7 protein-coding genes and 1 pseudogene are annotated in these 14,389 nt (G+C 59.8%); 4 read left to right on the forward strand and 4 right to left on the reverse strand.

From position 1 onward, the window contains the following. Positions 1-16: 16 nt before the first annotated feature. Positions 17-742: pseudogene (locus tag DQG19_RS21605) on the reverse strand (DUF1593 domain-containing protein); the annotation flags it as partial. Positions 743-1,198: 456 nt separating this feature from the next. Here DQG19_RS21605 and DQG19_RS00970 point away from each other — a divergent pair. Continuing rightward, positions 1,199-2,500 (forward strand): nucleoside hydrolase-like domain-containing protein, encoded by a 1,302-nt coding sequence (locus tag DQG19_RS00970; RefSeq protein ID WP_116124363.1) that lies wholly within the window; start codon positions 1,199-1,201, stop codon positions 2,498-2,500. On the opposite strand, the gene DQG19_RS00975 is transcribed toward DQG19_RS00970, so the two are convergent. The 3 genes from DQG19_RS00975 to DQG19_RS00985 form a co-directional block, all read right to left on the reverse strand. Beyond that, positions 2,497-3,351 carry a helix-turn-helix domain-containing protein gene (locus DQG19_RS00975; RefSeq protein ID WP_116124364.1) on the reverse strand — a complete coding sequence of 285 codons (855 nt, stop codon included), beginning with the start codon at positions 3,349-3,351 and terminating at the stop codon, positions 2,497-2,499. The genes DQG19_RS00970 and DQG19_RS00975 overlap by 4 nt on opposite strands. 11 nt (positions 3,352-3,362) lie before the next feature. Then, on the reverse strand, positions 3,363-4,979 hold the full coding sequence (locus DQG19_RS00980; RefSeq protein ID WP_116124365.1) for a DUF1593 domain-containing protein: 1,617 nt from the start codon (positions 4,977-4,979) through the stop codon (positions 3,363-3,365). Between the two features lie 604 nt (positions 4,980-5,583). Beyond that, positions 5,584-8,358: an ATP-binding protein gene (locus DQG19_RS00985; RefSeq protein WP_116124366.1), complete on the reverse strand. Its 2,775-nt coding sequence runs from the start codon at positions 8,356-8,358 to the stop codon at positions 5,584-5,586. A gap of 172 nt (positions 8,359-8,530) precedes the next feature. Between DQG19_RS00985 and DQG19_RS00990 the strand changes: the two genes are divergently transcribed. The 3 genes from DQG19_RS00990 to DQG19_RS01000 all read left to right on the forward strand — a co-directional run bounded on the left by DQG19_RS00990 (position 8,531) and on the right by DQG19_RS01000 (position 14,372). Further along, the gene (locus DQG19_RS00990; RefSeq protein WP_232826408.1) at positions 8,531-9,364 is read left to right on the forward strand and encodes a DUF1080 domain-containing protein; all 834 of its coding nucleotides are present in this window, start codon (positions 8,531-8,533) and stop codon (positions 9,362-9,364) included. Continuing rightward, positions 9,365-10,843 (forward strand): M14 family zinc carboxypeptidase, encoded by a 1,479-nt coding sequence (locus DQG19_RS00995; RefSeq protein ID WP_116124367.1) that lies wholly within the window; start codon positions 9,365-9,367, stop codon positions 10,841-10,843. Between the two features lie 343 nt (positions 10,844-11,186). Beyond that, complete coding sequence (locus tag DQG19_RS01000; RefSeq protein ID WP_116124368.1) at positions 11,187-14,372, forward strand: SusC/RagA family TonB-linked outer membrane protein; 3,186 nt, start codon at positions 11,187-11,189, stop codon at positions 14,370-14,372. Positions 14,373-14,389: the final 17 nt, after the last annotated feature.

The raw sequence follows: 14,389 nt of genomic DNA on the forward strand, positions 1-14,389 counted from the left end.
CGAAGTAGCGGCGCTTGTCCGCGGGTAAGATCTTATTCCACTGGTAGGCGATGGCCCAGAATTGGTCGCACACGATGGTCGGAATATTGTACTTACCCCAGTTGGGCCGGATGTACGCCTGATACGTGGAATCCTGCTCCCAAATGAAAAAGAAGCGCAGCTTTTTGGCTACTTCCTCCATCCGCACGGGGTGTTCTTCCTCGATCGTCCTCAGCGCTCGGGCGATGGTATTCGTCCCTCCCCATGCCTGCACCCAGATGGGCCGTTGGTCCGCATCGTCCAGGAGCACCTCCACGATATGTTGCGACCCGGCGGTGATAGAGTCCATTTCACCGGCTTCTGCAACGTTTCCGAGCAGGGCGACGGAGCGCAGGTGCTGAGGCGTGGGATAGCCCGGATCGTGTTTGGTTAGGTTGGGATATACCTCCGCGTAGGCGGCTAGGTAGGGATCCAGCCAGTCGTCCCCCGCCCAGTTGTGGCCGTGCCAGTGGTACTGAGAGCTAGAGGTGATAATGCCTTCGACGTCCCACTCATTGGTGTAAAGAAGAAAGCGCACCAGGGAGCAAGCGTCGTCAATTTCGCCATCGGTGGTCACGAGCACGCGGACGCGTTCGCGCGCTGGTGGGGAGGAGGGTTGGGCGGAGCAACCGGCAGTGGCCAACAGCAAGCCTACTAAAGGAAGCCGTAGCGGGCGCAGGTGGATATATAATCGGCTGACTAAGTGCATGAGGACTTTTGACATAACAGGTAGTAGATCGATGCAGTAAAGAGCCCAAATTCCTATTCGTGCGCCGTCGACGGTTCTGCCTATGGACGAGCCGTAAAATCTGATGTGAGGTCAAACTTAAGGGTACGTTCCACGCAAAACCAGTGCCATTCGCCGGAAAACTGAGCGGAATCCTAGATTTCATGCGGTATATCTGCCCAACATTAACTTTGAGGTTACCGCATCAGATAATTTAAAATTCGGACCGGCAGAAGGGAATGAAAAGAATAGTATTGGTGAAATCGGGCTACACCCCTTCCAGATTACCCGTTCATCTTGCACTAGGAGTTCGCGGGCTTTTCTTGGCCAAAGGGTACCACCGTTCGCTTAGGCAATGCCTTCCGTTCGTCTCTTCCCGGTGGACTGGGCGACTCCCTGCATTTGCGGGTAGTAATTCATAAGGATCCTTGTCCAGCCCACTAATATTCGACCATGCATAAGCTCCTTATTATACTCTTACTCATCGGTGGCCCCGTCGTGATGCACTCCCAAGCTCCGGTACCGAACAAGCCACGCGTACTGGTAAGCACCGACATCGGCGGCACTGACCCCGACGATAATCAGTCGATGGCGCATTTATTGATGTACAGCGACCGATTCACCATCGAAGGGCTAGTCTCCTCGCCCTCCTACGGGGCGGGATCAAGCCGGGAAATCCTGCGTATGATCCACCTCTACGAGCAGGACCTGCCTAAGCTACAAGCACACGGAAAAGGTTTTGCCACTCCGCGCCACCTGCGTGCGGTGACTAAACAGGGACGTCGGGGTGCTGCACCTCACGCCGGTTATTCAATGGCTACCGAAGGGTCCGATTGGATAATTAGCTGTGCCAGAAAGCCAACATCCGCGCCCCTGTGGATTCAGGTCTGGGGCGGACTTGACGACGTGGCACAGGCCCTGCACGATGCACCGGATATCGCCGACAAGATCCGCATATACTGGATCGGAGGGCCCAACAAAAAATGGAGCGTGAACAGTTACGCTTACGTAGCTGCCCAGTTTCCGGAACTCTGGTTCATCGAAGTTAATTCCTCCTACTACGGATTCTTTTCCGATAACGAACAGCTGGACCGCATTTCTACCTCCGCATACTACAAGAAGTACATAAAGGGCGGTGGCCACCTCGGAGAGGACTTCATCAATTACTACGGGGGACAAATCAAGATGGGGGATACCCCTTCCCTACCCTACCTCATGGATGGAGATCCCACTCAGCCGGGCCGCGAAAGCTGGGGCGGGAGTTTCATCCCTATCGACCATAGTTCCCGGGTGGTGTACGAAGGCGTCACCAGCCGCGCGGACACGGTCGCCTTCTGCGCGGTGGTCGAATTTCACTTCTCCGGTCCTCACATCAGGGCACCCCCGGATTCCGTATGTTTCAGTATGGAGGTAGGCTACGGTAACACCGTACAGACCTGGCCCGGATATTACCTGGGTGACGGCCAGTATACCCTACGCTACGCTCCCAAAAAAGCGGAAGTGCTTGCCTACCGCTTTGCCTCCGCGATCCCGGCCCTTGACGACCGCGTGGGCGAGCTGGTGATCAGCAATACCTGGCCGGCCGATCCTCGCCCCACCGATTTTCCTCTCGGCGACCATTGGTATACCGACCGGTCCGATCCGGAGCTCTACGACGGGGCCATACAGGGCGGACTCACAATCGGTAAATGGCGGGAAGCCGTACTTATGGACTGGGCCGAGCGGTGGCGGTGGCTCGGGGCCGGCGGCCGCTAGGCCGGGGTGACCGAAGGGGGGGCACCCTTTCTGTACGCTCGTGGCGTGCAACGATTACTCTTGCGAAAAGCGGCATTGAACCGACTAAGCGAGTTAAAGCCACTGGCGAAAGCAATTTCCGTAATTGGAGTTACCGTGGCCATCAATTGCTGGCTGGCGTACGCGATCCGCTCGGTAGTAATGTACTCGCTGATTGAGAGGGAAAATGCTTTTTTAAACACCACGTTTGCGTAGTCAGGGTGTAAACCGACAGCTCTACCGACGTCGGCGCTCCGGATTGGCTCCCGGAAATTTTGACCAATGAAGACCGCCATGCGTTCCACCTGGTTGATCTCCGGGGATGCCAGGGGAAGTAAGGGTTCGGAGGGCCCGAACTTCGGATCCTGGTGTAGCGCCATACGCGCTATACGGCCATGCATTTCCTGCAACATCACGCTGCGGCCCGCCGGGGTATGAACATCCTCCATCCAGCCGTGCAACAAATATTCATCGGAGGTAGCTGCCTTCACACGTTGTTCGAGCAGGACCTCCCCGCCTAGAACACGGCTTACGAACGAAGGCGGCAGCCTCCACTCCAAGAATACGGAGAAGGGAATGGTACACACGAAATAGGGTTGCGGACAATCGAATTCTACAATTTGGTGCGCAATGAGTCCCCAAAATATGGCAAGCCGGTTGGGCGGAAGGGTGACCCGGCGGTCCTGCAGAAGGTAGGTAACCGAACCACGGGGAAGGTAATTGAGCTCGATTTCGTTATGTCGATCCGGCCGCCCCATGAGGCTGGGGGTCCACCGCTCGCAGCTTAGGCCATAAGGTTTGAAGGGGGCACGGGATTCGTTGAAGGTTGCCATTCCGAGTCCGTTTACTTTTTCCTACCTACGTTGATGATCATGCGGCGGTAGGCGACCAGCGTCGGCGTTCCGCTGTCTCGGACTTCCAGTATAATGTGCAGGCTTCGGCCCGCCGCTCCTTTGGGAATTTGAACGACGCAGGAGGGACCTTCGTTTGCTGCAATGGTGAGCGGACCGTCGTAGGAGCCGGCTTCCGGATAGTAGTACCATGCGTAGTGCATACCATCTCCGTCCGGATCCAGCGAGCCTTCCGCACTCAGCGAGACATCCGTACCCGGGTGCGCTTCCAGGGTGAGCACCTCCCGGGAGTAACTACCATTAAGTACTGCCATGGGGTGGTGATTTGCCGCGGCGTAGATGTCGGTGATGCTCCAGTCCATGCGCGCAGCAAAATCGTTGTGAATGGCCTCCTTCCAGCGGCCGAAGGTGGCCTCTCCCACCGCAATATTACCGTACATATAGTAGGGGTCGTATTGTTCTTCCGCTCCCGGCATGATCTTGGCAACTTCCGACATGCTGCGGATACCCGCCCGCTCGGTCGTGTCGAAGCGTCCGCCCCAGCCTCCCTGTCCGACTTGTTCCGGATCATGCAGGCCGTTGGGGTAGACGTGCAAAAACGCAGGCGTATCACCCTCGGTCGCCCAGATCCGGTCGGGATAAACGGCACCCAGCGGACCGTGGTTCTGCACGTGCTCGTCCAGGTAGGTGTCCGTGGGTTGCCAACCGTACACGTCGGTGGCCCGGATATAAAATACTTCCGGGAAAGTATGAGCGATCCAGGATCCGGCATCGTCCTGGCCCAGGATGTCAAATAATCTCAGTTTGGCCAGGAAACTATTCAATTTCTCCGCCGAACGGGTTTCGCGTACCTTCCAGATGGCTTGTGCAACCGTATTCATTCCGCCCCAGCCCATGACCCATACGGGGCGTGGGTCGTCACGGTCTACGGCGGCAACGATGAGATTGGATCCGGGACTGTCCTTTCCCGCGCCTACGTCGCTCATACCGTATCCGGTTTGACCCATCGCGGAGACGGACCGCAGATAGTCCGGCGTGGGAAAGTCGGGGGCGTGTACGCTTAGGTTAGGATACGCCGCCGCGTAGGCGTCGAGCAGGCTATCGAGCATAGCCGTATTTTCCTGCCTTGGCTTCCAGCAGCCCGTTGCGACGATCAACCCCTCGATGTCGTATACGTCGGCGGAGACCAACTGGCGTACCATGGACTGTTTGTCGTCCGGGTCGGCGCCTAGATCGGTCGTGTTAATAATGCGGGGCTTGGCAAACTGCGACTCGAATCCACTATCCTCCGGTCCTGAGGGTTGCTCACGCGCGAGTATGCACCGTTCGAAATCCGCCGCATAGCGCCGCCGCCACTTCCGCATGCTTGTGGGTCCGGAACCGTCTATATGGAGATGGGTGCTGGCCACGTTCACGCCCCGGCCAGTCCGAATGAGGTCTTCCGGGTTATTGATACCCCGTACGGTGCTGACCTCGGCGTGATACTGTGCGGTAGCCGGTGAGGTCACCACCACTAATAGTGCTGCGAATAGGTAAAGGTGAATTGGGGTGACCTTCCGGGGGTTACTCCCGGAATGTATGCCCCCTACGGACAGTTGTTTGCTGTGCATGGATCGGATCCTTTTAAAATAGAATATCAAGGGTGCACAAAGCTATTCGGGCATTTCGGAAACAACAAGCCGAAAAGCAGATGCAACTTGCCGAATCCCGAGATTTCAGCGGTTGATCCCTTCGTTGCGCTATCTTCCCATCACCCCAAACGACGAGCCACCGCTGGTCGTAAATGAAGTCGTAAGCTTCCGGTCAATTGAACTCATCAAGCGGACGAACGGTACGCATGTAGCCTTCCACAAAAAGTGGACAATTGCAGCTCAGTTATTTATGACTTGTCCAGCTTTTGGGAAGACTACACTCCAGGCGTTCCTTCTAAATACGATGCATATCATAAATAGTGAGAGCAAAACAAGAAGCGCAAACCCAGTTGCTTTACCCCACTTAGGTGATGTCATGCTCATCTAATCAATTATTTGAAGTTGGCGCTGCCACGCTAATAGTCCGGGGAAAAATCCTCTGTTGTGTGTGCCGCACCAATTCTTTTCTAAGTCCAAGGGACCTTCCATACATACAATTTTAGGCAAACCAAATACTGGTGTCCGGCGCTAATGGCCTTCTTATCAACCGTAACGTAGCGTAACGACAACGCTAACAAAATCGCTACGATGAAGCCGACCTTTCCCGCTGGAAGACACCCGGCGTAACGCCATGCTTCTCCCGGAAAAGACGTACGAAATAGGCGCTACTCGTGAAGCCCGTCAGCTCGGCAACCTGGGCTACGGTGTACTGGCTCGCGGTCAGCAGTTCGGCGGCGCGCTGCAGGCGTACGCCCTGAATGAACTGATTGGTGGACTGATCCAGCAAAGCCCGCAGTTTCCGGTTCAGGCTGGCGGTGCTCATCCCGACCTCGCGGGCAAAGTCGGCAACCTTGAAGTCCGGGTTTGCCAGGCTGTCCTCGACAATTTGCAGTGCGCGCGCAAGAAAATCCTGATCGACCTCGGTTACCGCGACTTCGCTAGGCCGCAGGGCGATGGACGTTGCGTAGCGTTGCCGGAGCAGACGGCGGCTCCGGAGCAGACTTTCGATCTGGGTGATCAATTCCCGGTCGTTGAACGGCTTGGTCAGGTAGGCGTCGGCCCCCGTCTCCAGCCCCTGAATGCGTTGGCCGACATCCCCGCGGGCGGTCAGTAAGATCACCGGTACGTGACTCGTTTCCAGGTTGGTCTTCAGGGCCGCGCAGAGGGCAAATCCGTCCATCCGGGGCATCATGACGTCGCTGAGGATCAGGTCCGGCGACACCCGGCGGGCCAACCGCAGGGCTTCTACCCCATCGGGGGCCACGGTAATGCGGTAGCGGTCGGCCAGTAACAAGCGTAGCAACTTGCATAGCTCCTCGTTATCTTCCACGATCAGGAGGTGGGACGGGGCACCACCTACGCCCGAGAGCGTTTCATTCGGGGCGTCGCACACTGTTTCATAATTTACTATATCCTGATCTTCAGCAACTTGCGCGTCCATCGCGGCGGCTTGGATGACCGGCAAGAACACTTCGAAGGTCGATCCGCTACCTACTTCGCTCGTAACGGACACCCGGCCCCCGTGGAGCTCCACGAGTTCGCGTACGATGGCCAGGCCGATACCGGTACTGTCTGCCCCCGGCACGTCGTCGCCACCCGCGCGGAAGAAGCGCTGGAACACGTGAGGCAACTGGTCGGCGGGTATGCCGCTACCCGTATCGGTGACGCTGAGGCGGGTGCACGCTTCCGTGAAGGCGAGGTGCACCCCTACCCTGCCCCCGGCGGGTGTGTGCTTGAGGGCATTCGACAGCAGATTGAACAAGATGTCGTTCACCTTGACGGGGTCTACCCTCGGCCAGTACGGTTTACCCGACTGCGTAAGCGAAAAGGCGACGCCGTGCGCCTCGGCCGCGGGACGGAAGTCGTCGACAACGGCGCGTACGAGACTGCGCAGGTCGGTGGGCCGGGCTTCCAGCACGTCCTCGTGTGCCTCCAGACGGGTGAGCCTGAGGATACGATTAACCAACTCCAGCTGCCGGCCGGCGTGGCGGTGGGCGATCCGGAGCAATTCTTCGCGATCGGGATCGTTATCCTCCCGTTCCAGCAGGCGCTCCAGGGGCGACATGATCAGGGTCAGCGGGGTACGGAACTCGTGGGAAATGTTTGCAAAGAAGCGCGTCCGTAGCCGGGAAGCCTCGGCCAGGGCCGTCGTTTCGGCGCGCAGAACCTTGACCTGAGCGTAGAGCCCGGCAAGCAGTAGACCTGAAAAGGCGACCGACCCCAATTGTACCCCTACCTGCATGAGCAAATCACTGCGGGCGGTCAGGATCACGTAGGCCGTATCCGCCTGCGCGGGAACCGCCACGCAGGCCACCGCGAGCAAGTAGCGACGTATGTTGGCGTGGCGCGACGGACCCAACCGGAACAGGATAAACAAGGCCATAAGAATCCACACAAAGACAACAAAGTGGGTGCCCCATACGGCACCCCGCAGGGTCGGCGCCACCGTCCAGGGCAGGAACATTCCTACCAAGGTGGTCCACATTAGCTTGCGCATTCTTTCGGCGGCCCGGGGATGGTCGCGTCGCAGCCGCAGGAAGACCACGGTAAACCTTGTGATCGCTACCACCACCCCACCTATTGCCGCCGGGATGGCCAGGAAGTATGGATTGCCCAGTACGTTTCGCTCGAGGGCATCCAATATAACGCCGGCGCAGAGGGTGTAGACTACGAAACTGAGCATCAGGAACGCGAAGTACAGGAAGACCCTATCCCCGAACAGCCGCAGCATGATGAGGCTCAGCAGCCCCATACAGATGAGCACCCCGATGTAGAAGGCCGACCACAGACTGTAGACAAGCGCGGAAACGCCGTCGGGGCGGTCGATGACCAGGCGGGCCGCCTCCGTGTCAGGTATGGACTGTCGGAGACTGACGCGCAAGAACACCGGCTGCTGGCTGCCCGCCGGGAGCCGGAACTGGTAGTCCGGCACGACGGCAGCGGTGTCCTGCCGCGCCGCGATCTCCCGGTAACGAAGTCCGAGCCGGCCGGTGTTCTCCGGAACGTACACCCAGGCGGTATCGACGGCGGAGGAATAGCGAAGCGTATAGGCGGCTGAGGTAGCCGACGAATTGATGAGCCGGGTGCGCAACCACAGGTAGTGGCGTCCGGCGACCACGATCCGACCCTGCGGGGAACCGAACTGCCCGAGCTTCGAAAGCAGCCGATCGGGGTGCAGCGTTCCGCTGCTGTCGTGGAGTACCTCGGCCGTAAGGTGATTGCGGGTAACCGGACCGCCGAACTGGGCACAGAGGGAAGTCGTCCACCCGGCCAGCAGCAGCAGGGCGGCAACCCAAGGGGGTATGCACGATCGATTACAGTTCACGCTAACTCCTGACACCAATCTTCTCCGGGCCATCGGTCATAAAGGTAATGACCACCCGGGACGCTTTCCGACCCGCGCCGACCGGCTTGTCGAATTACGGGTTCCGGGGTACATTGGTCCAAAGGAAACTTCAATGCACCTGCGTCCCCGCCCCACCCCGTTCATGAATCGCCTACCGGCCCGGCTTTCATGGCCCCTTTTCCTGTTGCTGCTACTCCCAGCCTGCGGCGCCCAGGACGTGCCGGAAGAAGCGGCCGCGACGGATACCGGGACGCAGGAGGAAGCATGGGTGCCGCTATTCAACGGCCGGGACCTGTCCGGGTGGGACATCAAGATGGCCGGCCGGCCGCTGAACGACAACTTCCGTAACACTTGGCGGGTGGAGGACAGCATGCTGCGGGTGAGTTATGCGGACTACGAGGCCTTCGACGATGCCTACGGGCACCTGTACTACCAGCAACCTTACTCGCGCTACAAGCTCCGCTTCGAGTACCGGTTCACGGGGGACCAAACACCCGGCGGGGCCAGCTGGAACGTCCGCAACAGCGGGGTGATGCTGCATTCTCAGAGCGCAGCGAGCAACGAGATGGGACAGGACTTTCCGGTATCGGTGGAACTGCAGCTCCTGGGGGGGCTCGGGACCGGAGAACGGACTACCGGCAACGTGTGCACGCCGGGCACGGCGGTGATGATGGGGGATACCATAAACTTCAATCACTGCATCAACGCTGCATCGGAAACCTACGACGGCGACGGCTGGATCCGGGCGGAGGCGATCGTACTGGGTGGCGAGGCCATGCACTTCCTCATCGAAGGAGATACGGTGCTCAGTTTTCAGCACCCGCAGATCGGCGGCGACTTCGGGGCCGTCGGCCTCAGCGCCGACGGGGCCGGCAACGGCGAAGGGGTCTACTCCCTGCAGGACTGGCAGAAACGCGAAGGGGAAATCCTGACGGAGGGCTACATCGCCCTGCAGGCCGAAAGCCATCCCATCGATTTCCGCAACGTGGAATTACTGGACCTGAGCGATAGCAAGTAGATGATGACTTCCTCCCGTTTTAGCCGCCCCGCCGCGGTATTGCTGCTGTGGGTTCTGGTGATTGGCTGTGCCGAGAGTCAGGGTCCGGCCCCCGTGACCAACTATCCCGATTTCCCCTTCGCGGCGGTGGAGACTTCCGTTGACCGGTACCGGGAAGAAAGCCTCACCACCCGCCGCTTCAAGCCGGCGGACCTGGCCCCGCTGTACGCCGCCCTGGGTGGGGGCTTTGGGGTAGACACCGCCGGTACGTCCGTAGAGGGGCGGGCCATTCACCGGGTGCAGTGGGGCAGCGGGCCCACCGAGGTACTGCTGTGGTCGCAGATGCACGGCGACGAGCCCACGGCAACGGCGGCGCTGTTCGACCTGTTTCACTGGCTGGCGGGCCGGGACGACGGACTGGATTCCCTCCGGGCCACGCTCCGTGAGTCGCTGCACCTCACCTTCATCCCCATGCTCAACCCCGACGGGGCAAACCGCTACGAGCGCCGTAACGCCCTGGGCATCGACCTCAACCGCGACGCGCTGCACCTGACCAGCCCGGAGGCGCGCGTCCTCAAGGGGGAGCGGGATCGCCTGCAGGCCGACTGGGGATTCAATCTCCACGATCAGGGCATTTACTACTCTGCCGGCTTCCCCGGCGAGAAAGGCTGCGTGATCTCCATCCTGGCGCCGGCTTTCGACTGGGAGAAATCCATGAGCCAAAAGCGCACCGACGCCGCCCAGCTGATCGCCCTGCTCAACGACCGCTGGCAGGAGGCCGTGCCCGGGCAGATCGGCCGCTACAACGACGACTTCGAGCCCCGCGCCTTCGGCGATAACCTGCAAAAGTGGGGCACCCGCACGGTGCTCATCGAGTCGGGCGGCTACCCCGGCGACCCCGAGAAACAGGAGATCCGCCGCCTGAACGTCCTCGGGCTCATCAACGGCCTGCACGCCATCGCAACGGGGCGCTTCGAACAGTATTCGGTAGCGGACTACCTGGAAATTCCGGAAAACGAGAGCAACGGCATGCACGCGCTGATCCTGGAGAACGCCCGCGTGGAGCGCCCCGAGGGCAGCTTCGTGCTCGACATCGGCTTCCGCATCGCCGAGCGTACGCTGCCGCCCGACAATCGCCGCTACACCTCCTCGGCCTACATCAGCGACTTGGGCGACCTGTCGACCTTCGGTGCCTTCGAACGGGTGGACCTGGACAGTTTCCGCGTGGTCCCCGGAAGAGTGTATCCTACCGCGTTGGGAGCGAACGCGATCCGCGACCTCGACCCCACGGCTCTCTACCGCGACGGCTACACCGCCGTCAAGGCCACAACTATCCTACCCGACCCGCCACCAACGGAGGTACTGCGGGTGCTCACCCCTTCCGGTAGCATTTCCCGCGACATCGACGTTGGAAATCCGGCCGACCTACTAATCTACGATGGGGCGGACCGGCTGGTGATGGCGGTAATTAACGGACGGCTGCGGCGACTTGGTCAGTGATCCGGCGCACCGTCAGGTTGGCTTCGGCTAGGTCGTAAAAACCGGAGGGAAACGCCACACCAGGTAACTGCCAGACCCGCAATCGTTTGCATCAATCGCATATCTTAACCGAGACCCGGACGGGCGGGCGCCGGGAGACTGTCCGTTGGACAACCGATGTAATTTGCGCTGAGATTGCCGACCGGGGAGATATGTAATTCAGAATTTTGGCTACATTCGTCTTGTAACTACCTACCATTGTACTGCCGCCTGCGCTACGACCGGTGTGGTATTTTGCTTTAGACTCACGATCATGTAACCCATCCCCTCATCCAGGGGTCCGCATCATGCAAACTAGTATATTATGAACAGACGTTACGTAATGCTCAGAACCGGCCTCAGCGCGCTGGCCGTTCTGTTCACGCTATCCCTCAGCGCGCAGCTAAAAACCATCACGGGTACCCTCACCGATGAGGGTACCGGCGATCCACTCATCGGGGCCAGTGTACTCGTAAAGGGCACTACCCGCGGAACCGTGACCGACATCGACGGCTATTACAGCGTTGAGGCCTCTCCCGAGGAAACGCTCGTAATCTCCTACACCGGGTACGGCACCAAAGAGGTCCCCATCGGGGAGAACGACGTCATCTCCCTCAGCCTGTCGAGCGGCGAGCTTCTGGACGAGGTGGTGGTAGTAGCCTACGGCAAACAAAAGAAGGCCACCGTTACGGGCGCCGTAGTATCGGTTTCCGGCGGGCAGCTCGAAGAGTCGCCCTCGGTCAACCTGGGTGCCTCGCTCGCCGGCCGTCTGCCGGGGGTCGTGGTCATTCAGAGCAGCGGTGAGCCGGGATCCGACAACGCCTCCATCAATATCCGTGGCCAGAATACGCTGGGCAACAGCAGTCCGCTGATCGTCATCGACGGCGTCCCGGACCGGGCCGGTGGACTGGCCCGCCTCAACCCCCAGGACATCGAGTCCATCTCCGTACTCAAGGACGCCTCGGCGGCCATTTACGGGGCCCGCGCCGCCAACGGTGCCATCCTCATTACCACGAAGCGGGGCACCACGGGCAAGCCTTCGGTGAGCTACGACTTCAATCAGGGGTGGGCCCAGCCAACCGTCATCCCCGACATGGCCAACGCCTCGGAGTACGGTCGGATCATCAACGAACTTCAGATCTACCAGTCCGGTGTTCCGGTCGACGAGTGGGGAGACGCCTGGAACGCCCTGGAGGAGACCGGCGTGTACGTTTCCCCGACCGACGGCGTCAATCCGATCAATGCCACCCACTCCCCGGAAGACCTTCGGCTATACGAAGACGGCTCCGACCCGTGGGGGCACCCCGACACCGACTGGTTCGACGATGCGTTCAAGACCTGGGCCCCCCAGGGTCGCCATACCCTGCAGGTCGATGGCGGAACCGACAACGTTCGCTACCTGGCCTCCCTGGGTCATACCACCCAGGATGCCTTCTACAAGAACTCGGCCACCAATTACAAGCAGTACGACATGCGCATCAACCTGGATGCGGACGTGAACGACTACATCACCACCAGCGTCGGCGTACTGCTCCGCCGGGAAAACCGGAACTTCCCCACGGAGAGTGCCGGATCCATCTTTCGGATGCTGATGCGTGGTAAGCCCTTCGAACACGAGGTGTGGCCCAACGGCCTGCCCGGCCCCGACATCGAGAACGGGCAGAACCCCTACGTAATCACCACGAACGCAACGGGCTACGACAAGGACATCCGCGACTTCGTCCAGACCAACGGTAGCCTCACCCTGTCGCAGCCCTGGGTTGACGGCCTTGCCCTCACCCTGTCCGCCGCCCTTGACCAGCAGGTCAACAGTCGCAAGGTCTGGCAAACGCCCTGGACACTGTACAGCTGGGACGGACAGTCCTACGACAACGAGGGCGTGCCCGCACTGGAGGGCGCCATCCGGTCCAACTTCAAGGATCCGCGCCTCTTTCAGTCCGACGAACGCATCCTCAACACGAACCTCTCCGCCCGCCTCAACTACGACGTGGAGCTGCCCGGCGAACACTCCCTCGGACTGATGGCCGGTGTGACCCGTGAAACCTTCGACGGTACGAACTTCAACGCCTTCCGCCGCAACTACATCTCCACCGCAGTCGATCAGCTCTTTGCCGGCGGTAACCTGAACATGAATACCGGCGGCTCGGGGTATAATCGCGCCCGTCTCGGCTACTACGGCCGGGTGCAGTACGATTACAAGGACAAGTACCTCGCCGAGTTCATCTGGCGCTACGACGGCTCCTACATCTTCCCCGAGGAAGATCGCTTCGGGTTCTTCCCCGGCATCCTGCTCGGCTGGACCGCGAGTAACGAAGAGTTCTTCAACGTTTCCGGTATTGACTTCCTGAAGGTGCGCGCAAGCTACGGTCAGATGGGCAACGACCAGGTATTCTTTAACGGCTCACTGCAGGAATACGCTTTCCTCTCTACCTACGGCTTCGGCAACTTCCCGATCGGTGGGGCCAACGTCACCACCCTCCGGGAGCAGTTGCTGGCCAACCCCAGTTTTACCTGGGAACGTGCCAATAACTACAACGTGGGCGTAGATGCCGTTCTGTTCAACAACCGCGTGGACGTTACCCTGGAAGCCTTCCGCAACCTGCGTACCCAGATCCTCATCCAGCAAACCGGTTCCACTCCCTCGTCCTCGGGCATCAGCAGCCTGCTGCCCCCCGTCAATGCCGGCGAAGTAGAGAACCGGGGCTTCGAGTTCAACCTCGGCTACAATGGCAACGCCAACAACGCCCTGCAGTACCGCTTCGGTATCAACGGCGGCTATGCCAAGAACAAGGTGATCTTTCTGGACGAGATCAGCGGTGCCCCCGACTACCAACTGCAGGAGGGTAAGCCCATCGGCGCCTACCTCGTGTACGAGTCCGACGGCGTGTTCATCGACCAGCAGGACATCAACAACACCGAGCTTAACTACTCCGCCGTGACCAATAACCTGCGCCCCGGCGACATGAAGTTCGTCGACCAGAACGGCGACGGCATCATCAACGGCGACGACCAGGTACGCATCGACGATAATGGTACCCCGACCTTCAACTTCGGCGCCAATTTCCGGGCCAGCTACGGTGGCTTCGACCTGAATATGCTCCTGCAGGGTGCCACGGGTTCCTCGCTGCGGGTACAGACGGAATCCGGCACCATCGGCAACTTCCTGAAGTACCAATACGACAACCGGTGGAGCATCGCCAATCCGAGCAGCGAGCATCCGCGGCTGGCCGAGCGGGGCAATACCTACTACACCGGGGGTAACTACGGCAACAACACGTACTGGCTCTTCAGCAAGGACTACGTTCGCCTGAAGACCATCGAGGTAGGCTATACCCTCCCCACCGTCCTCACCGAGCGGGTCCGCCTGAGCCGGGTCCGTGCCTACCTGAGCGCGTTCAACCTGTTCACCATCGACAGCCTGAACTTCTTCGATCCCGAGAGCACCAACAGCAGCGGCCAGTACTACCCCCAGTCGCGCGTGCTCAACTTCGGCCTCAACATCACCCTTTAATCATGCACATCCAACCG

It is taken from the genome of Lewinella sp. IMCC34183, from assembly GCF_003390915.1.
GTDB lineage: Bacteria > Bacteroidota > Bacteroidia > Chitinophagales > Saprospiraceae > Neolewinella.